The following is a 21,468-nucleotide window of genomic DNA, read 5'->3' on the forward strand; positions in this document are numbered from 1 at the left end:
CGGGCGGCTTCAGTCCACGAGTTCGGCCGGCAGCCAGCCGCGCAGGCTGTTGACGAAGGCCAGGGCGCGCATCTGCGGCAGCGCGTCGACCGTCAGCCGTGCCTCGCGGATGCGGCCCTCGGCCAGCCAGCGGCCCCGGCCCACGCCGGGCAGCAGGCCGGCCGACAGCGGCGGCGTGATCCAGTCGCCGTCGGGTGTCAGGGCGGCCAGGTTGCCGCGGGTGAACTCGGTCACTTCGCCGTCCGTGTTGTGGAGCAGGGTGTCGAAGATGCCGGGTTCGGTGGGCTCGAAGCGGCTGTAGTGGGCGCGGCGGCTGGTCTTGTGGCGCAGGAAATCGGGGTGGACGGTTTCCATCGGGCGGGTCGCCAGCCGGATGCGCACCGGTGTGGCGGTCGGTGCGAAGGCGAATGCCTCGGCTTTCGGCTGGCCGGCCGCGTCTAGCAGCAGGCGCACGCGCCAGGCGCCTTCGGCGTGTCCGGCGAGCAGGCCGTCCAGCGCCTGCCGCACCCGGGCGCCGTCCCAGCCGAAGCCGAAATGCGCCGCGCTGGCCTGCAGCCGCGCCAGGTGTGCGTCGCCGTGGATGAACACGCCGCCCTCCAGCCGCAGGGTCTCGATCAGCGTGAAAGGCGCGGCGGCGGCCTCCAGGAAACGCCGCTTGTTGCGCCATTCGTCCCATTCGCCCTCGGGCCGGGCATCGATGGTGATGCCGCTGCCGATGCCGCAGACGGCGCGGCCGTCCCGCAGCTGCACCGTGCGGATCGGCACGTTGAAGATCGCGCCGCCGCCCGGCCGCAACACACCGGCGGCGCCGCAGTACACGCCGCGCGGGGCGGTCTCCAGCGAACGGATCAGCCCGGTGGCGCGCACCTTGGGCACGCCGGTGACCGAGCCGCAGGGGAACAGCGCCTCGAACACATCGACCAGGCCCGTGCCCTCGCGGGTGCGGGCGAGCACGTCCGAGGTCATCTGCCAGACGGTGGGCCAGGCGCGCGCCTGGAACAGCTGCTCCACCTTCACCGAATGGGGCCGGGCGATGCGCGAGAGGTCGTTGCGGATCAGGTCCACGATCATCAGGTTCTCGGCGCGCTCCTTTTCCGAGGCGAGCAGGGCGGCGGCCTGGCGCGCATCGGACAGGGCGTCGTCGCCGCGCGGCGCCGTGCCCTTCATCGGCCGCGAGCGGATGCGCTCGCCGTCCCAGTCGAAGAAGAGTTCGGGCGAGACCGACAGCAGCTGCTCCTCGCCGGTGTCGATGAAGGCGGCGTAGCCCTGGGGCTGCTCGCGCTGCAGGGCGCGGAACCAGGCTTCGGCCTCGCCCTGGAAGCCGCTGCTCAGGGGCTCGGTGAGGTTGATCTGGTAGGTCTCGCCGCCGCGGATCGCCTGGTGGATGCGGGCGATGCGGGCATCGAAGGCGGCGCGGGCCAGCTCGCTCTGCCACGGGCCGGTGGACCAGGCGCCAGCGGCGGGGGCGTCCGGCCAGGGCGCGGCGCTGTCGAACACGCCGAACCACACCAGCGGGCCGTCGGCGGGGTGGACTTCGAAGGCGGCGTCAAAGGCCGGCGCAGCCTCGTAGCGCACGAAACCGACGCACCAGGCGCCGGCGGCGGCATGGCGTTCGGCCGCCTGCAGCACGGTGCGGACTTCGGCCAGGGTGTCGGCCCGCAGCACCTCGCGGCAGCCTTCGAAGGCCAGGCGCAGCGGCGGCCGGCCGTCCTCGCTCAGGAAATCGACGAGGGCGCGGGGAGGACGGCGGGCAGCATGCATCGCCGGATTTTCGCCGCTGGCGGCAGCCGCCCCAAAGCGTGCGTGGTGGCCGCCGATTCACCGCCTTGGTGCGCGGCCAGCCCGAAAGGCCGCACGGCCCCGGAACGAGCAGGCCAAAAAAAACGCCAGGACATGCCTGGCGTTGTGAGAGCTGCCCGCATCTCTCGAGGGATGCTGACGGGCGAAATTTCGAATTCTGCTTGGGTGTGTCTCCTCGGGCCTCGCTCTCGCAGGAGCGTCTAGGCCCTGCAGCGCCCACGACTTTAAGCCCGTGCGCCCTTTTAGTGCATAGGGGCTTACCCGTGCCCGCTCTCGGTGAGATCGGTTTCCGCTTGTGGTGGCACGACTCCTGCTGCGTTCCATGTAAATCAAATTGCGGGGGATGGGGCTGATGGCTTGGAATGCACGGAGCTGGCTGCTGGGCTTTGCCGGGCTGCTGATCGGTGCCTCCGCGCTGGCCCAGGCAGCGGTCGAGGCAACGGCCCAGGCCGCGCAGGCGCCGGCGTCCGCGGTGCTCACCCACCCGGGACGGCTGCCGCTGGAGGCGATCAACGCAGCCGACACCGCCTGGATGATCGTCGCCAGCGCCCTGGTGCTGCTGATGACGCTGCCGGGCGTGGCCCTGTTCTACGCCGGCATGGTGCGCCGCAAGAACGTGCTCAACACCATGGCCTCGGTGATCGGCATCGCGGCGGTGGTCACGCTGCTGTGGTTCGCGGTGGGCTATTCCTGGGCCTTCACGCCCGGCAACGGCTTCATCGGCGGCGGCGAGCGCATGTGGTTCGCCGGCTTCGACTACGACAAGCTGACCCGGCAGGTGGCCGTCAGCCACATCGCGCCCAATATCCCGGAAGCCGTCTTCGCGATGTTCCAGCTGGGCTTCGCGGTCATCACGCCGGCGCTGATCGTGGGCTCGCTGGTCGAGCGCATGCGCTTCTCGGCGCTGCTCTGGTTCGCCGGGCTGTGGTCGCTGGTGGTCTATGTGCCGATCGCCCACTGGGTGTGGGAGCCGGGCGGCTGGCTGGCGCAGCGCGGCGCGCTGGATTTCGCGGGCGGCTCGGTGGTGCACATCAATGCCGGCGTGGCCGGCCTGGTCTGCGCCTGGATGCTGGGGCCGCGCCAGGGTTATGCCAGCGAGCCCTTCGAACCCTTCAACCTGGCCATGACCATGAGCGGCGCCGGCCTGCTGTGGATCGGCTGGTTCGGCTTCAATGCCGGCTCGGCCATGGCCGCCGACGGCCGCGCCGGCCTGGCCTTCCTGGCGACGCACCTGGCCGCAGCCGCCGGTGCGCTGGGCTGGATGGCGGCCGAATGGTTCGTGCGGCGCCGGCCTTCGCTGCTGGGCCTGTGCTCGGGCGCGGTGGCCGGGCTGGTGGCGATCACGCCGGCCTCCGGTTATGTGGGCGTGCGGGCGGCTTTGCTGATCGGCCTGGTCGCGGGCCTGGCCTGCTACTGGGGCGCGACCGGGCTGAAGCGGCTGCTCAAGGCCGACGACGCACTCGATGTCTTCGGTGTGCACGGCGTGGGCGGCCTGGTCGGCTGCGTGATGACCGGCCTGTTCGCCGACCCGGCCATCGACGCCGGCCCGCCCGGCCGTGTGCTGGTGCAGCTGCTCGACGCCGGCGCCGTGATCGCCTGGAGCGCCTGCGGCACGGCCCTGGTGCTGCTGGTGACCCGTGCGCTGGTGCGGCTGCGGGTGGAGGAAGTGGCCGAACACAACGGCCTGGACATCGCGCAGCACCGCGAGCGTGTGGCGCTCTGAGGTGGATATGCAGGACAGCGACAAGATGGCCCTCGCCGCGCAGATGCATGTGCTGCTGCGCCGCATCACCGGCCGGGTGACCGACACCGAATGGATGGTGCGCAACCCCGAGTACGCCCGCGCCATGGTGGCGCTGGCGCGGCAGACGGCGGTGACCGACCGCCGGCCGGAGCTGCAGGACTGCGCCGACCGGCTGGAGCAGGCGCTGGCCCTGGCGCAGCCGCCGGCACCGGCCGCGCCACCGGCGGCGGCGGCGCCCGCACCGTCCGCGGCGTCGTCCAAGGCCCCGGCGCCCGGCTCCATCGTCGGCGCCGCCGCGCGCTACATCGGCCGCCTGCGTTGAGCCGCGGCGCCGCCCGCGCCCTGCCTCCTTCGGGTGACGCGCCGTCGGCTGACACACGGCATATTCCGGAGGCGCTTACCATGCTCCGGCTGCGGCCCGCAGCGAACGGCCTCCGTCTTTCCCGAACTTGACCCGTCCCGATCCGCCCATGGAGGAGTCCGCTCCCCGCATCGTCCGCGACCCGTCCGTCCAGCCTGCGAGCCTGCGCCTGGAAGGCCGCTGGACGTCGGCGCAACTCGGCTCGCGCCGGGTCTGGCGCCAGCTGGTGCCCGAGCTGCGCCAGGCCTGCGGCAACAGCGAGCTGCACTGGGACCTGCGGTCGGCCGAGCAGCTCGACCATGTCGGCGCCCAGCTGCTGTGGAATGTGTGGGGCCGCGGCTGGCCGCGCCATGTCGACCTGGCCGAGGGCCAGCGCTCCATGTTCGAGCGGGTGGAGCGCTTCAGCGTGGACATCCCGCGCGAGCGCCCCTTCTCCCTGATGCGCGGCCCAGAGGCCCTGGGCCGCCGGGTGATCGAGGCCCTGGCCCAGGCGCGCGCGCTGACGACCATGCTCGGCCAGCTGCTGCTGGACATCGGCCGCCTGATCCGCCGTCCGTCCACCGGCCCCTGGCGCGACATCTCCGGCCATCTCTACCAGATGGGCACCACCGCGCTGCCGATCACCGCCCTGGTCGGCTTCCTGATCGGCGTGGTGCTGGCCTACCTGATGTCGATCCAGCTGCGGCAGTTCGGCGCCGAATCCTTCATCGTCAACATCCTGGGCATCTCGCTGGTGCGCGAGCTGGGGCCGCTGCTGGCGGCCATCCTGGTGGCCGGCCGTTCGGGCTCGGCGATCACCGCGCAGATCGGCGTGATGCGGGTCACCGAGGAACTCGATGCGATGCGGGTCATGGGCATCGCCCACGGCTTCCGGCTGGTGATGCCGCGTTCGCTGGCCATGGCCGTGGCCATGCCGCTGATCGGCGTGTGGACGACGCTCGCCTCCCTGGCCGGCGGCATGCTGGCGGCCGACCTGGCGATGAACATCACGCCGGCCTATTTCGTCAACGCGCTGCCGGGGGCGGTGAGCCTGCCCAACCTGGGCATCGCGGTGCTGAAGTCGGTGGTCTTCGGCGTGTTGATCGCGCTCATCGGCTGCCACTACGGCATGCGGGTCGAGCCCAATACCGAGAGCCTGGGCAAGGGCACGACGGCCTCGGTGGTGACTTCGATCACCGTGGTCATCCTGGTCGATGCGCTGTTCGCCATCGTCTTTCGCAACGTGGGGTTCTGAGGCGCCATGGATGCCGTGATCAACACCAGCGCCTGCGGCCCGGTCGGCGGACCGGTGGTGCGCATCGAGGGCCTGGTGACGGCCTTCGGCACGGGGCGCGGCCGTGTCGTCATCCACGACCACCTGGCGCTGCGGGTGGAGCAGGGCGAGATCCTGGCCCTGGTCGGCGGCTCGGGCACCGGCAAGACGGTGCTGCTGCGCCAGATGCTGGGCCTGGAGACGCCGGCCGAGGGCACGGTCGAGGTGCTGGGCGAGCCGGCGGCGCAGCTGGGCCGGCGCGGGGCATCGAGCCGGGTCGGCATGCTGTTCCAGCAGGGCGCGCTGTTCTCGGCCTTCAACGTACTCGACAACGTGGCCTTCGCGCTGCGCGAGCTGGGCACGCTGCCGACCGCGCTGGCGCGCGACGCCGCCATGGTCAAGCTGCAGATGGTCGGCCTGAAGCCGGCCGATGCGCTGAAGATGCCGGCCGACCTCTCGGGCGGCATGATCAAGCGCGTGGCCCTGGCCCGCGCCCTGGTGATGGACCCGCCCCTGCTGCTGCTGGACGAACCCACCGCCGGCCTGGACCCCAGTGCCTCCGACGACTTCTGCGACCTGCTGCGCGAACTGCACCGCGAGCTGTGCCTGACGGTGGTCATGGTGACGCACGACCTGGACACACTCTTCGCCCTGTGCACCCGCGTGGCCGTGCTGGCCGATCGCCAAGTCATCGCCGACGGCCCGCCGCGCGAGGTGGCGCGCTTCGACCATCCCTTCATCCACACCTATTTCCAGGGCGAGCGCGGCCGCCGCGCCATGGCGCCCCTGCCCCAGAAGGACTGACATGGAAAACAAATCGCACGCCATGGCCGCCGGCATCTTCGTGCTGGTGCTCACCGCCATGCTGATCGGCCTGGCCTTCTGGCTGACCCGCGACACCGGCAGCTACCGCGACTACGAACTCAGCACCGGCGACACCGTCACCGGCCTGCAACTGCAGGCGCCGGTGCGTTTCAAGGGCGTGCCGGTGGGCAAGGTGACGAAGATCGGCTTCGACCCGCAGATCCCCGGCAATGTGGTGGTGCAGCTGGCGGTGCGCGAGAACACGCCGGTCACGCCGACCACCTTCGCCACGCTGGCCTACCAGGGCGTGACCGGCCTGGCCTTCGTGCAGCTCGACGACGACGACCTGCCGCAGCCGGTCGTGCCGCCGGGCGAGGACGGCATCGAGCGCCTGCCGATCAAGCCCTCGCAGCTCGGCCGGCTGACGGAGAGCGCGCCGGCCATCCTGGCCCAGGTGGAGGACGCCGCCAAGCGCCTGAACGACCTGATGAGCGACGACAACCAGAAGCGCATCTCCACCGCGCTCGACAACATCGGCAAGGCGGCGGCCAACGTCGCGGTGCTCACCGAGAAGGTGCAGGGCACGCTCACCGACCGGGTCGACCCGGCCCTGGCCGCCATGCCGCGCACGCTGGACCAGGCCACCGTCACCCTGCGTTCGCTGCAGGGCACGGCCACCGACATCTCCGGTGCGGCCAGACAGATCGGCAATACGGCGCAGCGGCTGAACGCACCCGACGGCCCGCTGGACCGCCTGGCAGAAGGCACCGGCGCGCTCAGCCATGCGGTGGACGTGATCGGCACCACCACCCTGCCGCGCATCAACCGCGTCAGCGAGGATGCCTCGCGCGCCATGCGGCAGCTGAGCCGCACGGTGACCGGCATCAACGACAACCCGCAGTCGCTCATCTTCGGCAATGGCGACGCCCGGCCCGGCCCCGGCGAGGCCGGCTTCGTCACACCCGCCGCCACCGCGGCGCCCACCGCGCCCGCCGCAGGAGCCCGCCAGCCATGACCACACGACTCTGCCTATCGCTTGGCGCCGCGCTGGCGCTGGCCGCCTGCTCGGCCCTGCCCGACAAGCCCACCCGGCCGGTCGCCTACGACTTCGGCTCCAGCGTCTCGGCCGTCGTTTCCGCGCAGACCGTTACCGCGCAGGCGCCGATCGCGCTCGGCGACATCGAGACGGCCGGCGTTTCCGACACCGCCGCCGTGAGCTACCGCCTGCAGTATTCCGACGCCCAGCAGCTGCGCCCCTACGCCATGGCCCGCTGGACCCTGCCGCCGGCCCAGCTGGTGCGCCAGCGGGTGCGCGAGGTGCTGGCCGAGCGCCGGCCCATCGTGGATGTGGACGACCTGCTGGCCCAGCAGCGCACCGAAGGCCGGCGGCCGCGCCTGCTGCGCCTGCAGCTGGAGGAGTTCAGCCAGGTCTTCGCCAGCCCGGGCCAGAGCGAGGGCGTGCTGCGCCTGCGCGCCACGCTGGTGGAGAACACGCCGCTGGGCGACAGCTTCGTCGGCCAGCGGCTCTTCGCGGTGCGCCAGCCGGCCGCCTCGGCCGATGCGGCCGGTGGCGTGCAGGCGCTGGCCGCGGCCACCGACGCCGCCGCCGCGCAGATCGACGCCTGGCTGGTGCAGCTGGCTCCGACCGGGATGGTCAAGCCCTGAGCCCGGGGCCTGCAGCCGCGCGCTGCCTGGGTTACAACAACGCCCGCGGCCGGCAGAACCGGCCTTTTCCACATCCCGTTTTTCCAACGTCCACAGGAAGCAAACCATGTCCGCACACGACATCACCCTCACCGCCGCCGACGGCTTCGAATTCCCCGCCTACGTGGTCGAGCCCGAAGGCACGCCGCGCGGCGCCATCGTGGTGCTGCAGGAAATCTTCGGCGTGAACTCGCACATCCGCTCGGTCGCCGAAGGCTATGCCGCCGAGGGCTACCTGGCTGTCGCGCCCGCCACCTTCTCCCGTGCCCAGACCGGCGTGCAACTGGGCTACACCGGCCCGGACATGCAGGAAGGCGTGCGCCTGAAGGCCGCCGTGGAAGCCCTGCCGGCGCCCGGCGTGCTGCAGGACATCCAGGCGGCCGTCTCCTATGCCGCCAAGGCGGGCAAGGTCGGCATCGTCGGTTATTGCTGGGGCGGCCTGCTGGTGTGGCGCTCGGCCGCGCAGGTGCAGGGCCTGTCGGCGGCGGTGGCCTATTACGGCGGCGGCATGACGGTGGGCTCGGAGCCCGAGCGCAAGCCGCTGGTGCCGACCATCGCCCATTTCGGTGAGAAGGACGGCCACATCAGCGTGGAGAGCGTGAAGGCCTTCGAGGCCGCGCATCCGGAAGTGAAGGTCTACCTGTACGAAGCCGACCACGGCTTCAACTGCGACCAGCGCGGCTCCTACGACGCGCCCGCGGCCAAGCTGGCCAAGGAACGCTCGCTGGCGTTCTTCAAGCAGCACATCGGCTGATCTTCAGCGGCTGGGCCTGGCGAGATATTTCTTTCGCCAGAACCAGGCCATGAGGGCGATGGCGATCGCCCCCATGGACCCCATGGCCCACCAGAACCCGTCCTGCTTGTGCACCAGCGGGATGAATTCGAAGTTCATGCCGAAGATGCCGGCGATCAGGTTCAGCGGCAGGAACACGGCGGTCAGCGTGGTCAACACCCGCATGATGTCGTTGGCCCGGTTGCTCTGGATGCTGAAATGCATCTGCACGGCGGTTTCGGCGCTCTGCTCCAGGCGCCGCACGTGGTGCACCACCCGTTCGATGTGTTCCAGCACGTCGCGGCTGCGCACCATCAGCAGGTCGCGCTCGCGCTGGGCGGGCGGGTTCTGCGGGGCGGGCCAGGTCTCCAGCGCATCGACCCAGTCCTGCACGGCGGCGCGCTGGTCCTCGCAGATCTCGTCGAGGTGGTGCAGCGCCAGGCGGGCGCCGAGCAGGGCGCTCCAGTCGTTCACATGCGGTCGCGGGCGCAGCAGTTCGGTCTGCCAGACATCGAGCTGGCGGGTGAGTTCGCGGCGCAGCTCCAGGTAGCCGTCCACCATCAGGTTGACCAGGCGCAGCATCAGGTCGGCCGGGCTGGCGGGCGTGCGGGCACCGGTGGCGCGCACTTCCGTCGCGTGGCCGGCCAGCAGGCGGGCGGCGAAGGCGTCGCGCACGGTGCAGTCGTCGGGGTGCACCGTCAGCAGCAGCTGGTCGAAGACGGCGAAGCCGACGGGCGTGGTGTCCACCTGGCGCAGCGACATCGGCTCGTCGCGCCGCTCGGGGTTGCCCTTGCCGTCGCGGTTGGTGGCGACCAGGCGGCGGAACACCAGCAGGTCGTACTGCGAGGTGTAGTCGTAGTGGGACGGCAGCTGGCGGTTGAGCAGGTCGCTCACATGCAGGTCGACCAGCTGGATGCCGATCAGCCGCTGCAGGGCCTCCTGGATGCGGCCGAGCATGGCCTCCAGCTCCTTGCGGGTGCAGGAGATCCACAGAAAGCCCTGGGGCGGCAGGGGGGCGTCGAGGCTGTCGCTCTCGACCACATGGGCGCCCTGCAGCGAGATGACACGCATCGCGGCTCGGTGCTCAGCCGCGCTGTTCGCGCAGCAGCTGGGCGGCCTGGATGGCGAAGTAGGTCAGCACGCCATCGGCACCAGCGCGCTTGAAGGCCAGCAGCGCTTCGAGCGTGGCGGCGTCGCGGCTCAGCCAGCCGTTGGCGAAGGCCGCCTGCAGCATGGCGTATTCGCCGCTGACCTGGTAGGCGAAGGTGGGCACGCGGAACTCATCCTTCACCCGGCGCACGATGTCGAGATAGGGCATGCCGGGCTTGACCATCACCATGTCGGCGCCTTCGGCGATGTCCAGCGCCACTTCGCGCAGGGCCTCGTCGCTGTTGCCGGGGTCCATCTGGTAGGTCATCTTGTTGCCCTTGCCCAGGTTGGCGGCGGAGCCGACCGCATCGCGGAAGGGGCCGTAGAAGGCGCTGGCGTACTTGGCGCTGTAGGCCATGATGCGGGTGTGGATGTGGCCGGCCTCTTCCAGGCAGGCGCGCACGGCGCCGATGCGGCCGTCCATCATGTCGCTGGGCGCGACGATGTCCACGCCGCATTCGGCCTGCACCAGGGCCTGGCGCACCAGCATCTCGATGGTGGCTTCGTTGATGACGTAGCCCTTGTCGTCGAGCAGGCCGTCCTGGCCGTGGCTGGTGTAGGGATCGAGGGCGACGTCGGTCATCACGCCCAGTTCCGGGAAACGCGACTTCAGGCCGCGCACGACGGCCGGGATCAGGCCGTCGGGATTGGTGGCCTCGACGCCGTCGGGGGTCTTGAGCGAGGGGTCGATCACCGGGAACAGGGCCAGGGCGGGGATGCCCAGCTCCAGGCATTGTTCGGCCACCGGCAACAGCAGGTCCAGGCTCAGGCGTTCCACGCCGGGCATGGAGGCGACCGTCTCGCGGCGGTTCTGGCCGTCGAGCACGAAGACCGGGTAGATCAGGTCGTGCGCGCTCAGCGCATGTTCGCGCACCAGGTTGCGGCTGAAGCCGTCGCGGCGCAGGCGACGGGGGCGGGAAAGCGGATACGGCGTGGGAGCGTGGTGCATGAAGCGAATTGCACCACAGGGCAGCGCGGGCTGGCGTTACTCGGGAATTCACCCGTACCGCTGTCCGAGGCGGCTTGCTACATTGCCCGGCGAACGGCTCTTGTCGTTCCCCGCTTTTCCTCCCTGAGCGGGTGCTTCTTCCGCCTCGTGCGGACGAAGCTTCCCAGACCCGGCACCGCCTTCGGACGCGCCGGGTTTTTTTTGGCGCTGCCCGGGCCCGATCGGAGCATTGCCTACACTCCACGCATGGCCATGCTCTGGATCAAGTCGTTTCACATCGTTTTCATCGCCAGCTGGTTCGCGGGCCTGTTCTACCTGCCGCGGATCTTCGTGAACCTGGCGGAGGTGCCGGCCGGCAGCGAGGCCGAACGCCAGCGCCTGCTGGGCATGGCCAACCGGCTGCTGCGCTTCACCACGATGCTGGCGGTTCCGGCGCTGGTCTTCGGCGCCTGGCTCTTTATCGGCTACGGCATCGGCCAGGGCGCGGGCTGGATGCATGCCAAGCTCTTCGTGGTGCTGCTGGCGCTGGGCTACCACCATGCCTGCTGGAGCCTGCTGCGCAAGTTCCGCGCGGGCCGCAACCAGCGCAGCGGCCGCTGGTACCGCTTCTTCAACGAGGTGCCGGTGCTGCTGCTGCTGGCGGCGGTGATCCTGGTCGTGGTCAAGCCCTTCTGAGGCGCCGCCGTGGCGCCGTCCGGGCAGCTTCCTCCGCGGCGCACCGCCGCCGCGCCGCTGGCGCTGGCCTACATGGCCCTGATCGTCTATGCGAGCCTGTATCCCTTCGGCGAATGGCGCGACCAGGGCATCGCGCCCTGGGCCTTCCTGGGCGCGCCGCTGCCGCGCTGGTGGACGGGTTTCGATGTCACCGCCAATGTGCTGGGTTATGCGCCACTGGGCTTTTTGCTGGCGCTGGCCGCGCTGCGCTCCGGCCGGGGTGTGCGCGGCATCCTGCTGCTGACCTGCTGCGCCGCGCTGCTGTCGCTCACGCTGGAGGCGATGCAGAGTTATCTGCCTTCGCGTGTGCCGTCCAATGTCGATCTGGCGCTGAATGCGGCGGGTTCGGCCATCGGCGCGCTCCTGGCCTGGAGCCTGGAGCGCATCGGCGGCGTGGCCCACTGGAACCGGCTGCGCGAGCGCTGGTTCATCGAGGAATCGCGCGGCGCGCTGGCGCTGCTGGCGCTGTGGCCGATGGCGCTGCTGTTTCCGGTGGCCGTGCCCTTCGGCCTGGGCCAGGTGCTGGAGCGGCTGGAGGATTCGCTGGGCGAACTGCTGCAGGACACGCCCTTCTTCGACTGGCTGCCCGCGCATGTGGACGAAATGCCGCCGCTGTCGCCCAGCTCGCAGCTGGTCTGCGTGGCCCTGGGACTGGTGGTGCCCTGCCTGCTCGGCTACTGCATCGCGCGCCACTGGCGGCTGCGCATCGGCATGGCGTTGGGCGCGCTGGTGATCGGATCGCTGGTGACGGCCTTGTCGGCCGCCTTGAGCTACGGCCCGGTGCATGCCTGGGAATGGCTGACGCTGCCGGTGCAGGTCGGGCTGGCGCTGGGCATGCTGCTGGCGGCCCTGGCGCTGCGCCTGCCGCGCCGGGCCAGCGCGGCGGTGGCGCTGCTGGCAGTGATGCTGCACCTGAACGTGCTCAACCAGGCGCCGACCAGCGCCTACTTCTGGCAGACGCTGCAGACCTGGGAGCAGGGCCGCTTCATCCGCTTCCACGGCCTGGTGCAGTGGCTGGGCTGGCTCTGGCCCTTCGCGGCGCTGGCCTACCTGCTGCTGCGGGTATCGCGGCGCGAACGTATCGCCGCCGGCCCCGCTGCCTAGAATCGGCCGCATGAGTGAAACCCACGACACCACGGGCGACGCGCCCTACTACGAGCGCCACATCTTCTTCTGCCTCAACGAGCGCGAGCGCGGCGAGGACAGCTGCGCGCTGCATGGCGCCAAGGAGGGCTTCGACCACTGCAAGAAGCGCGTCAAGGCCGAGGGCCTGGCCGGACGCGGCGGCGTGCGTGTCAACAAGGCCGGCTGCCTGGACCGCTGCGCCGGCGGGCCGGTGGCGGTGGTCTATCCGGAGGGCGTCTGGTACACCTTCGTGGACGAGCAGGACATCGACGAGATCGTCGAGTCGCACCTGAAAAACGGCCAGCCGGTGGAGCGCCTGAAGCTGGCGCCGGACGTGGGGCGATGATCCCGGTGAACGCCCAGACCCAATCCCTGCAGCTGAGCGGTGGCGCCGGCCTCATCGAAGCCGCGCGCGACGAGCCGCATCCCGGCGTGGCGCCGCGCGGCACCGTGGTCATCGCCCATCCCCATCCCCTGTTCGGCGGCACCATGGACAACAAGGTGGTGCAGACCCTGGCGCGCGCCTTCGTGCAATGCGGCTGGACGGCGGTGCGCTTCAACTTCCGCGGCGTCGGCGCCAGCGCCGGCGAGTACGACGCCGGCAAGGCCGAGGCCGAGGACATGCGCGCGGTGATCGAACAGGTCGCGCCGCAAGGCCCGCTGGCGCTGGCCGGTTTCTCCTTCGGCTCCTACGTGATGAGCCATGTGCTGGAGGCCTTGTGGGCCGAACGCTCGCCCGAGAAGGCGGTCTTCGTCGGCACCGCCGCCACCCGTTTCACCGTGGCGCCGGTTCCGCCGGACGCCCATGAACGCACCCTGGTGATCCACGGCGAAGCCGACGACACCGTGCCCCTGGCCGACGCCATGGCCTGGGCCCGCCCGCAGACACTGCCGGTAACGGTTGTGCCCGGAGTCGGCCACTTTTTCCACGGACAATTGCCGCTCCTCAAGTCCCTGGTGGTGCGCCATCTGAGCGCCACCTGAGGCTCCCGCCTCATTCCTCCCCGCTGTCTTTGTCGCCTATGACCCGGTTCATGCCGGCGCTGCGTGCGCTTGTCCTGCTGGCGTGCGCCGCACCACTCGCCGTTTCCTCCGCCTTCGCCCAGGGCGCTCCGGTGCCGCCCGAGGTCGCCGCCCGCTCCTATCTGCTGATCGACGTGACGGCGCAGCAGATCCTGGCGCAGAAGGACATCGACACCCCGGTCGAGCCCGCCTCGCTCGCCAAGCTGATGAGCGCCTACCTGGTGTTCGACGCGCTGCGCTCCAAGAAGATCACGCTGCACCAGACCTTCCCGGTGAGCGAGAAGGCCTGGAAGATGCCCGGCTCGCGCATGTTCATCGACCCCAGGATGCAGGTGCCGGTGGAGGATCTGCTCAAGGGCATGATCGTGCAGTCCGCCAACGACGCCACCATGGCGCTGGCCGAGGGCGTGGGTGGTACCGCCGAGCGTTTCGTGCAGCTGATGAACGACCAGGCCAGGGTGCTCGGCATGAGCCGCACCGCCTACAAGAACCCCGAGGGCTTGAACGAGGCCGGCCAGACCACCACGGCGCGCGACCTCTCCATCCTGGCGACGCGGTTGATGCAGGACTTCCCGGAGTACACCGGCTACTACGCCATCAAGCAGTACCGCTACCCCGGCACCCCCGCGGCCAATACCAACAGCCGCAACCTGCTGCTGTTTCGCGATCCGACCGTCGATGGCCTGAATACCGGCCATACCGACGCCGCCGGCTACTGCCTGGTGGCTACCGCGCACCGCGAGGTGCCCCCGGTCGGCAGCCGCCGCCTGCTGGCCATCCTGCTGGGCGCGGCCAGCGAAAACGCCCGCGCCAACGAAGGCCAGAAACTGCTGAACTGGGGCTATACCGCCTACGAGCCGGTCAAGCTGTTCGACACCGGCCAGGCGGTGGTCAGCCCGCCGGTGTGGAAGGGCACGCAGAACACCCTGCCGCTGGGCCAGCCCGGCGCCATCGTCGTGGCGGTGCCGGCCGGTACCGCAGGCAAGGTCAGGACCGAGGTCTCCCGGCCCGATCCGCTGGTCGCGCCCTTCGCAAAGGGCCAGAAGGTGGGCACGCTGCGTGTCACGGCCGGCGATCAGCCGACCTTCGAGCTGCCGCTGGTGGCGCTGCAGGAGGTTCGGCAGGCCGGCGTGCTGGGACGGGCCTGGGATTCGATCCGGCTCTGGATCAAGTAGAAGCCCCGGCAGTCCGGCGACGGATTGCACAAAAAGCCGGCACTGCTATACTCGCGGGCTTTTCGGAAATTTGCCGAAGGGTTTCACGTTTTCGTTTTCAGAACGTTTTGGGACGTTCCACAGGGTTTACCTATGCCAACCATCAACCAGCTCGTGCGTCAGGGGCGCGAGGTCGAGAAGATCAACTCGAAGAGCCCCGCAATGCAAAACTCGCCGCAACGCCGCGGCGTCTGCACCCGTGTCTACACCACGACCCCGAAGAAGCCTAACTCGGCTCTGCGTAAGGTCGCCAAGGTCCGCCTGACGAATGGCTTCGAAGTCATCTCGTACATCGGCGGCGAAGGCCACAACCTGCAGGAACACAGCGTCGTGCTGGTCCGCGGCGGCCGTGTGAAGGACTTGCCCGGTGTGCGTTACCACATCGTGCGCGGTTCCCTCGACCTGCAAGGCGTCAAGGACCGCAAGCAAAGCCGTTCCAAGTACGGTGCCAAGAAGCCCAAGGCCAAATAAGCCCTGCGTCTTTCGTTCGAATAAAAGGTGCTGTTTTCCGCGTGGCGCGGAGATGCAGCGTAGTGACCCGATGTTCCGGGTCGAGTAAGTGAGAGTCCCGTATTTGGCTCTCGCGGTGTCCGCCAAGGGCGCCAACTGAAGCAATTGAAGAGGTGAAAAATGCCACGTCGTCGCGAAGTCCCCAAACGTGAAATCCTGCCGGATCCCAAGTTCGGCAACGTCGAACTCTCGAAGTTCATGAACGTGATCATGGAAGGCGGCAAGAAGGCCGTCGCCGAGCGCATCATCTATGGCGCTCTGGACCTGATCCTGAAGAAGAACCCCGACAAAGACCCGCTGGAAGCCTTCGTTGTTGCCATCAACAACGTCAAGCCCATGGTCGAAGTGAAGTCCCGCCGCGTCGGCGGCGCCAACTACCAGGTGCCCGTCGAAGTGCGCCCGGTCCGCCGCCTGGCCCTGTCCATGCGCTGGATCAAGGAAGCCGCCCGCAAGCGCGGTGAGAAGTCCATGGCCCAGCGCCTGGCCAACGAACTGCTCGAGGCCACCGAAGGCCGTGGCGGCGCGATGAAGCGGCGCGATGAAGTGCACCGCATGGCAGAAGCCAACAAGGCCTTCAGCCACTTCCGCTTCTAAAAACCGTCGTCATCTCAGGCTATAAGAGCCCGACCTACCGCACGTGCGGTGGGCGGGCTCTCAGCCGTTAACGGAGTTAAAAACCATGTCCCGCAAGACCCCCATCGAGCGCTACCGCAATATCGGTATTTCGGCTCACATCGACGCCGGCAAGACCACCACGACCGAGCGCATCCTTTTCTACACCGGCGTGAACCACAAGATCGGCGAAGTGCACGATGGCGCGGCCACCATGGACTGGATGGAACAGGAGCAGGAACGCGGCATCACGATCACGTCGGCTGCCACCACCTGCTTCTGGAAGGGCATGGCGGCGAACTACGAAGAACACCGCATCAACATCATCGACACCCCGGGCCACGTCGACTTCACGATTGAAGTCGAACGCTCGATGCGCGTGCTCGACGGCGCGGTCATGGTCTACGACGCCGTCGGCGGCGTGCAGCCCCAGTCGGAAACCGTCTGGCGCCAGGCCAACAAGTACAAGGTGCCCCGCCTCGCGTTCGTCAACAAGATGGACCGTACCGGCGCCGACTTCCTGCGCGTGCGCCAGATGATGGTGGACCGCCTGAAGGCCAACCCCGTCGTCATCCAGATCCCGATCGGTGCCGAAGAGCACTTCCAGGGCATCGTCGACCTGGTCAAGATGAAGGCCATCATCTGGGACGAGGACAAGGGCGTCACCTTCCAGTACGGCGACATCCCGGCCAACATCGCCGACGTCTGCAACGAATACCGCGAAAAGCTGGTCGAGGCCGCCGCCGAAGCCAGCGAAGAGCTGATGAACAAGTACCTCGAAGGCGAGGAACTGACGGAAGCCGAAATCAAGCTGGCCATCCGCACCCGCACCATCGCCGGCGAAATCCAGCCGATGCTGTGCGGCTCGGCCTTCAAGAACAAGGGCGTGCAGGCCATGCTCGACGCCGTGCTGGACTACATGCCGGCACCGACCGACATTCCGCCGGTCTCGGGCACCGACGAAGACGAACAGCCGGTGGTCCGCCAGGCCGACGACAACGAGAAGTTCTCCGCCCTGGCCTTCAAGCTGATGACCGACCCCTTCGTCGGCCAGCTGACCTTCGTGCGTGTGTACTCCGGCGTCCTGACCAAGGGCGACAGCGTTTACAACCCGGTTCGCGGCAAGAAGGAACGCATCGGCCGTATCGTGCAGATGCACGCCAACAACCGCGAAGAAGTCGCTGAAATCCGCGCCGGCGACATCGCCGCCTGCGTGGGCCTGAAGGAAGTGACCACCGGCGAGACCCTGTGCGATCCGGCGGCCATCGTGACCCTCGAACGCATGGTGTTCCCGGAGTCCGTGATCTCCCAGGCCGTCGAGCCCAAGACCAAGGTCGACCAGGAAAAGATGGGCATCGCGCTGCAGCGCCTGGCCCAGGAAGATCCGTCCTTCCGCGTGAAGACCGACGAAGAATCCGGCCAGACCATCATTTCGGGCATGGGCGAGCTCCACCTCGAAATCATCGTGGACCGCATGAAGCGCGAATTCGGCGTGGAAGCCAACGTCGGCAAGCCGCAGGTGGCCTACCGCGAAACCATCCGCAAGACCGTCGAAGATGCCGAAGGCAAGTTCGTGCGCCAGTCGGGCGGCAAGGGCCAGTACGGCCACGTCGTGCTCAAGATCGAGCCGAACGAAGCCGGCAAGGGCATCGAATTCGTCGACGCCATCAAGGGCGGTGTGGTTCCCCGTGAATTCATCCCGGCCGTGGAAAAGGGCATCAATGAAGCCGTCGGCCAGGGCGTGCTCGCTGGCTACCCGGTGGTCGACGTCAAGGTCACGCTGCACTTCGGTTCGTACCACGACGTGGACTCGAACGAACTGGCCTTCAAGATGGCCGCCATCTTCGGCTTCAAGGAAGGCTGCCGCAAGGCCGGCCCGGTCATCCTCGAACCGATGATGGCCGTCGAAGTGGAAACCCCGGAAGACTACGCCGGCAACGTGATGGGCGACCTGTCCTCGCGTCGCGGCATGGTTCAGGGCATGGACGACATGGTCGGTGGCGGCAAGGCCATCAAGGCCGAAGTCCCGCTGTCGGAAATGTTCGGCTACTCGACCACCCTGCGTTCGATGTCGCAAGGCCGCGCCACCTACACGATGGAGTTCAAGCACTACTCGGAAGCTCCGCGTAACGTTGCCGAAGCCATCATGGCTTCCCGCGCCAAGTAATCGGCGTGTCACCCGACCCTGTCAGGGTCGGGCTTCTTTTTGTCTGCGATCCGGTGCCGCCTTGTCCCCCGTGCGAGGCGAATCAGCAATCGGATGCAGACGTTAAACCTCACACGGGGCTGCTCTTTGGAGAAAAGTAATGGCAAAAGGTAAATTCGAACGGACCAAGCCCCACGTCAACGTGGGCACCATCGGCCACGTGGACCATGGCAAGACCACGCTGACGGCTGCGATCGCAACCGTCCTGTCGAAGAAGTTCGGCGGCGAAGCCAAGGCCTACGACCAGATCGACGCAGCGCCTGAAGAAAAGGCCCGCGGCATCACGATCAACACGGCCCACGTCGAGTACGAAACGGCCAACCGCCACTACGCACACGTCGACTGCCCCGGCCACGCCGACTACGTCAAGAACATGATCACCGGCGCCGCCCAGATGGACGGCGCGATCCTGGTGTGCTCGGCCGCCGACGGCCCGATGCCCCAGACCCGTGAGCACATCCTGCTGGCCCGCCAGGTGGGTGTGCCTTACATCATCGTGTTCCTGAACAAGTGCGACATGGTCGACGACGCCGAGCTGCTCGAGCTGGTCGAAATGGAAGTGCGCGAGCTGCTGGACAAGTACGACTTCCCCGGCGACGACACCCCCATCATCCACGGCTCGGCCAAGCTCGCCCTGGAAGGCGACTCCGGCAAGCTGGGCGAAGAAGCCATCATGAAGCTGGCCGAAGCGCTGGACACCTACATCCCGACGCCCGAGCGCGCCGTGGACGGTGCCTTCCTGATGCCCGTCGAAGACGTGTTCTCCATCTCCGGCCGCGGCACCGTGGTGACCGGTCGCGTCGAACGCGGCATCGTCAAGGTCGGCGAGGAAATCGAGATCGTCGGTATCCGCGACACCGTCAAGACCACCTGCACCGGCGTGGAAATGTTCCGCAAGCTGCTGGACCAGGGCCAGGCCGGCGACAACGTCGGTATCCTGCTGCGCGGCACCAAGCGTGAAGAAGTCGAGCGCGGCCAAGTGCTGTGCAAGCCCGGCTCCATCAAGCCGCACACGCACTTCACCGCCGAGGTGTACGTTCTGTCGAAGGACGAAGGCGGCCGTCACACGCCCTTCTTCAACAACTACCGTCCGCAGTTCTACTTCCGCACGACCGACGTGACCGGCGCCATCGAGCTGCCGACCGACAAGGAAATGGTCATGCCCGGCGACAACGTGTCGATCACCGTCAAGCTGATCAACCCCATCGCCATGGAAGAAGGTCTGCGCTTCGCCATCCGTGAAGGCGGCAAGACCGTCGGCGCCGGCGTGGTTGCCAAGATCATCGCCTGATCATCGTCACCGTCAAAGGAATACGACCATGAGCAAGCAAATGATCCGCATCCGCCTGAAGGCGTTCGATTACAAGCTGATCGACCAGTCCGCAGCCGAGATCGTCGACACCGCCAAGCGCACCGGCGCCATCGTCAAGGGTCCCGTGCCCCTGCCGACGCGCATGAAGCGCTTCGACATCCTGCGCTCGCCGCACGTCAACAAGTCGAGCCGCGACCAGTTCGAAATCCGTACGCACCAGCGTCTGATGGACATCGTGGACCCGACCGACAAGACCGTGGACGCGCTGATGAAGCTCGACCTGCCGGCCGGCGTCGACGTCGAAATCAAGCTGCAGTAAACAACGCCTGGCGTTGAAAACCCCGCCCGGTGGCAACGCCGGGCGGGGTTTTTTCGTTCCAGGGATGGCTGGTAGTTGCAGATGCGACACCTGCGTGCTAATATCGCCGGCTGCGCAAATTTTGGGCAATGCACCTGCATGACTGAATACGAATTGCGCGGATTTTATTAACCTTCTCTCATCTGCGCCGTTCGGCACTTCGTCGACGGCAACAGAACGCAGTCGCCAATTGCAGTGGCTGCGGTGGGAGTTTCGGAGAAAAACCATGAGTCAAAGCAACTCCCCTGGGTTGCTGGGCCGCAAGGTGGGCATGATGCGCCTCTTCACGGATGATGGCGATGCAGTGCCTGTCACCGTGGTGGACGTGTCCAACAACCGCGTGACCCAAGTCAAGGCCCAAGAGACCGAAGGCTATGTGGCCTTGCAAGTGACGTTCGGCAGCCGCAAGGCCTCGCGCGTCAGCAAGCCCCAGGCCGGCCATCTGGCCAAGGCCGGCGTCGAAGCCGGCGAGATCGTGCGCGAATTCCGCGTCACGGCCGAAACCGCGGGCCAATACGCCGCTGGTGGCGTGCTCAAGGCCGAAGCGCTGTTCGCAGCCGGCCAGCAAGTGGACGTGCAAGGCACCTCCATCGGCAAGGGCTTCACCGGCACCATCAAGCGCCACAACTTCAAGTCGCAACGCGCGTCGCACGGTAACAGCCGTTCGCACAACGTTCCGGGCTCCATCTCGATGGCGCAGGATCCGGGTCGCGTGTTTCCGGGCAAGAAGATGTCGGGCCACCGCGGCGATGCCACCACCACCGTCCAGAACCTGGATGTGGTCCGTGTCGACGAAGGCCGTCAGCTGCTGCTGATCAAGGGTGCAATCCCCGGCGCCAAGGGCGGTTTCGTGACCGTGCGCCCGGCCATCAAGGCCAAGGCGCAAGTCGCTGACAAGGGAGCGAAGTAATGGAACTCGAACTCCTGAACGAACAAGGCCAGGCTTCGAAATTCGAAGTGCCGGAAACCGTTTTCGGTCGTGCCTACAACGAAGACCTGATCCATCAGATCGTCGTTGCCTACCGTGCCAACGCGCGTCAGGGCACCCGTGCCCAGAAGGACCGCGAACAGGTCCACCACTCGACCAAGAAGCCCTTCAAGCAAAAGGGCACCGGCCGCGCTCGCGCCGGTATGACCTCCTCGCCCCTGTGGCGTGGCGGCGGTCGTGCCTTCCCGAACAGCCCGGACGAGAACTTCACCCAGAAGATCAACAAGAAGATGTACCGCGCCGGTATGGCTTCGATCTTCTCCCAGCTGGCCCGCGAAGGCCGCCTGGTGGTGGTGGACTCGCTGACCGTCGATTCGCCCAAGACCAAGGCACTGGCTGCCAAGTTCAAGGCGCTGAATCTGGAGTCCGTGCTGGTGATCGCCGAGGAAGTCGACGAGAACCTGTACCTGGCCTCGCGCAACCTGACCAACGTCCTGGTGGTCGAGCCGCGTTACGCCGACCCGGTGTCGCTGGTGCACTTCAAGAAGGTCGTCGTGACCAAGGGTGCCATCGACAAGCTCAAGGAGATGTTCGCATGAGCCGCGTCAATCCCACTCCCGCTCAGCGCACCTTCAGCGAAGGCCGCCTGATGTCGGTCCTCGTCGCGCCCATCGTGTCCGAAAAGGCCACCCTGGTCGGCGAAAAGTCCAACGCTGTGACCTTCAAGGTCACGCAGGACGCCACCAAGCCCGAGATCAAGGCTGCAGTCGAACTGCTGTTCAAGGTCGAGGTCAAGGGCGTGTCCGTGCTCAACACCAAGGGCAAGGCCAAGCGTTTCGGCAAGTCCTTCGGCCGTCGCGACAATGTTCGCAAGGCCTACGTGACGCTGAAGCCCGGCCAAGAGCTGAACCTCTCCGGGGAGGCCGCGTAA

Annotated in this window: 23 protein-coding genes; 20 read left to right on the plus strand and 3 right to left on the minus strand. The window is 67.8% G+C overall.

Features of this window, described 5'->3' with window-relative positions; genetic code table 11:
• Nucleotides 1-9: 9 nt before the first annotated feature.
• Nucleotides 10-1,761 (minus strand): aminodeoxychorismate synthase component I, encoded by a 1,752-nt coding sequence (gene pabB, locus GT347_RS14335; protein WP_160552822.1) that lies wholly within the window; start codon nucleotides 1,759-1,761, stop codon nucleotides 10-12.
• A 391-nt stretch (nucleotides 1,762-2,152) separates the two neighbouring features.
• Between pabB and GT347_RS14340 the strand changes: the two genes are divergently transcribed.
• From GT347_RS14340 to GT347_RS14370, 7 genes are all read left to right on the plus strand, one after another.
• Nucleotides 2,153-3,523 (plus strand): ammonium transporter, encoded by a 1,371-nt coding sequence (locus GT347_RS14340; protein ID WP_160552824.1) that lies wholly within the window; start codon nucleotides 2,153-2,155, stop codon nucleotides 3,521-3,523.
• A 7-nt stretch (nucleotides 3,524-3,530) separates the two neighbouring features.
• On the plus strand, nucleotides 3,531-3,866 hold the full coding sequence (locus tag GT347_RS14345; protein ID WP_229722316.1) for a hypothetical protein: 336 nt from the start codon (nucleotides 3,531-3,533) through the stop codon (nucleotides 3,864-3,866).
• Between the two features lie 148 nt (nucleotides 3,867-4,014).
• Nucleotides 4,015-5,139, plus strand: a complete 1,125-nt coding sequence (locus GT347_RS14350) for an MlaE family ABC transporter permease (RefSeq protein ID WP_160555365.1) — start codon at nucleotides 4,015-4,017, stop codon at nucleotides 5,137-5,139.
• A gap of 6 nt (nucleotides 5,140-5,145) precedes the next feature.
• Nucleotides 5,146-5,961: an ABC transporter ATP-binding protein gene (locus tag GT347_RS14355; RefSeq protein WP_160552828.1), complete on the plus strand. Its 816-nt coding sequence runs from the start codon at nucleotides 5,146-5,148 to the stop codon at nucleotides 5,959-5,961.
• A gap of 1 nt (nucleotide 5,962) precedes the next feature.
• On the plus strand, nucleotides 5,963-6,976 hold the full coding sequence (locus GT347_RS14360; protein WP_160552830.1) for an MlaD family protein: 1,014 nt from the start codon (nucleotides 5,963-5,965) through the stop codon (nucleotides 6,974-6,976).
• Complete coding sequence (locus tag GT347_RS14365) at nucleotides 6,973-7,626, plus strand: ABC-type transport auxiliary lipoprotein family protein (RefSeq protein WP_160552832.1); 654 nt, start codon at nucleotides 6,973-6,975, stop codon at nucleotides 7,624-7,626. The genes GT347_RS14360 and GT347_RS14365 overlap by 4 nt, the downstream gene beginning before the upstream one ends.
• 106 nt (nucleotides 7,627-7,732) lie before the next feature.
• Nucleotides 7,733-8,419, plus strand: coding sequence for a dienelactone hydrolase family protein (locus GT347_RS14370; RefSeq protein ID WP_160552834.1), 687 nt, complete (start codon nucleotides 7,733-7,735; stop codon nucleotides 8,417-8,419).
• Between the two features lie 3 nt (nucleotides 8,420-8,422).
• On the opposite strand, the gene GT347_RS14375 is transcribed toward GT347_RS14370, so the two are convergent.
• Both GT347_RS14375 and hemB read right to left on the minus strand, forming a co-directional pair.
• Nucleotides 8,423-9,508 (minus strand): magnesium transporter CorA family protein, encoded by a 1,086-nt coding sequence (locus tag GT347_RS14375; RefSeq protein ID WP_160552836.1) that lies wholly within the window; start codon nucleotides 9,506-9,508, stop codon nucleotides 8,423-8,425.
• A gap of 13 nt (nucleotides 9,509-9,521) precedes the next feature.
• Nucleotides 9,522-10,535 carry a porphobilinogen synthase gene (hemB, locus tag GT347_RS14380; protein WP_160552838.1) on the minus strand — a complete coding sequence of 338 codons (1,014 nt, stop codon included), beginning with the start codon at nucleotides 10,533-10,535 and terminating at the stop codon, nucleotides 9,522-9,524.
• Between the two features lie 252 nt (nucleotides 10,536-10,787).
• Between hemB and GT347_RS14385 the strand changes: the two genes are divergently transcribed.
• The 13 genes from GT347_RS14385 to rplW all read left to right on the plus strand — a co-directional run bounded on the left by GT347_RS14385 (nucleotide 10,788) and on the right by rplW (nucleotide 21,468).
• Nucleotides 10,788-11,210, plus strand: a complete 423-nt coding sequence (locus GT347_RS14385) for a CopD family protein (RefSeq protein ID WP_160555366.1) — start codon at nucleotides 10,788-10,790, stop codon at nucleotides 11,208-11,210.
• Nucleotides 11,211-11,282: 72 nt separating this feature from the next.
• Nucleotides 11,283-12,353, plus strand: coding sequence for a VanZ family protein (locus tag GT347_RS14390; RefSeq protein ID WP_160555367.1), 1,071 nt, complete (start codon nucleotides 11,283-11,285; stop codon nucleotides 12,351-12,353).
• A 10-nt stretch (nucleotides 12,354-12,363) separates the two neighbouring features.
• On the plus strand, nucleotides 12,364-12,720 hold the full coding sequence (locus GT347_RS14395) for a (2Fe-2S) ferredoxin domain-containing protein (RefSeq protein ID WP_160552840.1): 357 nt from the start codon (nucleotides 12,364-12,366) through the stop codon (nucleotides 12,718-12,720).
• Between the two features lie 5 nt (nucleotides 12,721-12,725).
• Complete coding sequence (locus GT347_RS14400) at nucleotides 12,726-13,358, plus strand: alpha/beta hydrolase (RefSeq protein WP_160552842.1); 633 nt, start codon at nucleotides 12,726-12,728, stop codon at nucleotides 13,356-13,358.
• A gap of 38 nt (nucleotides 13,359-13,396) precedes the next feature.
• Nucleotides 13,397-14,572: a D-alanyl-D-alanine carboxypeptidase family protein gene (locus GT347_RS14405; RefSeq protein ID WP_160552844.1), complete on the plus strand. Its 1,176-nt coding sequence runs from the start codon at nucleotides 13,397-13,399 to the stop codon at nucleotides 14,570-14,572.
• A gap of 132 nt (nucleotides 14,573-14,704) precedes the next feature.
• Nucleotides 14,705-15,082: a 30S ribosomal protein S12 gene (rpsL, locus tag GT347_RS14410; RefSeq protein ID WP_160552846.1), complete on the plus strand. Its 378-nt coding sequence runs from the start codon at nucleotides 14,705-14,707 to the stop codon at nucleotides 15,080-15,082.
• A 159-nt stretch (nucleotides 15,083-15,241) separates the two neighbouring features.
• On the plus strand, nucleotides 15,242-15,715 hold the full coding sequence (gene rpsG / locus GT347_RS14415) for a 30S ribosomal protein S7 (protein ID WP_160552848.1): 474 nt from the start codon (nucleotides 15,242-15,244) through the stop codon (nucleotides 15,713-15,715).
• 85 nt (nucleotides 15,716-15,800) lie between these two features.
• Complete coding sequence (gene fusA, locus GT347_RS14420; protein WP_160552850.1) at nucleotides 15,801-17,900, plus strand: elongation factor G; 2,100 nt, start codon at nucleotides 15,801-15,803, stop codon at nucleotides 17,898-17,900.
• 139 nt (nucleotides 17,901-18,039) lie between these two features.
• On the plus strand, nucleotides 18,040-19,230 hold the full coding sequence (gene tuf / locus GT347_RS14425; protein ID WP_160552150.1) for an elongation factor Tu: 1,191 nt from the start codon (nucleotides 18,040-18,042) through the stop codon (nucleotides 19,228-19,230).
• A 28-nt stretch (nucleotides 19,231-19,258) separates the two neighbouring features.
• The gene (gene rpsJ / locus GT347_RS14430; RefSeq protein WP_160552852.1) at nucleotides 19,259-19,570 is read left to right on the plus strand and encodes a 30S ribosomal protein S10; all 312 of its coding nucleotides are present in this window, start codon (nucleotides 19,259-19,261) and stop codon (nucleotides 19,568-19,570) included.
• Between the two features lie 265 nt (nucleotides 19,571-19,835).
• Nucleotides 19,836-20,519 carry a 50S ribosomal protein L3 gene (gene rplC, locus GT347_RS14435; protein ID WP_160552854.1) on the plus strand — a complete coding sequence of 228 codons (684 nt, stop codon included), beginning with the start codon at nucleotides 19,836-19,838 and terminating at the stop codon, nucleotides 20,517-20,519.
• A complete protein-coding gene (gene rplD, locus GT347_RS14440) occupies nucleotides 20,519-21,136 on the plus strand; it encodes a 50S ribosomal protein L4 (protein ID WP_160552855.1) in 618 nt (205 codons plus the stop codon). The genes rplC and rplD overlap by 1 nt, the downstream gene beginning before the upstream one ends.
• Nucleotides 21,133-21,468: a 50S ribosomal protein L23 gene (gene rplW, locus GT347_RS14445; RefSeq protein WP_160552857.1), complete on the plus strand. Its 336-nt coding sequence runs from the start codon at nucleotides 21,133-21,135 to the stop codon at nucleotides 21,466-21,468. The genes rplD and rplW overlap by 4 nt, the downstream gene beginning before the upstream one ends.

This window comes from Xylophilus rhododendri, assembly GCF_009906855.1.
In the GTDB taxonomy this organism is placed as follows: domain Bacteria; phylum Pseudomonadota; class Gammaproteobacteria; order Burkholderiales; family Burkholderiaceae_C; genus Xylophilus; species Xylophilus rhododendri.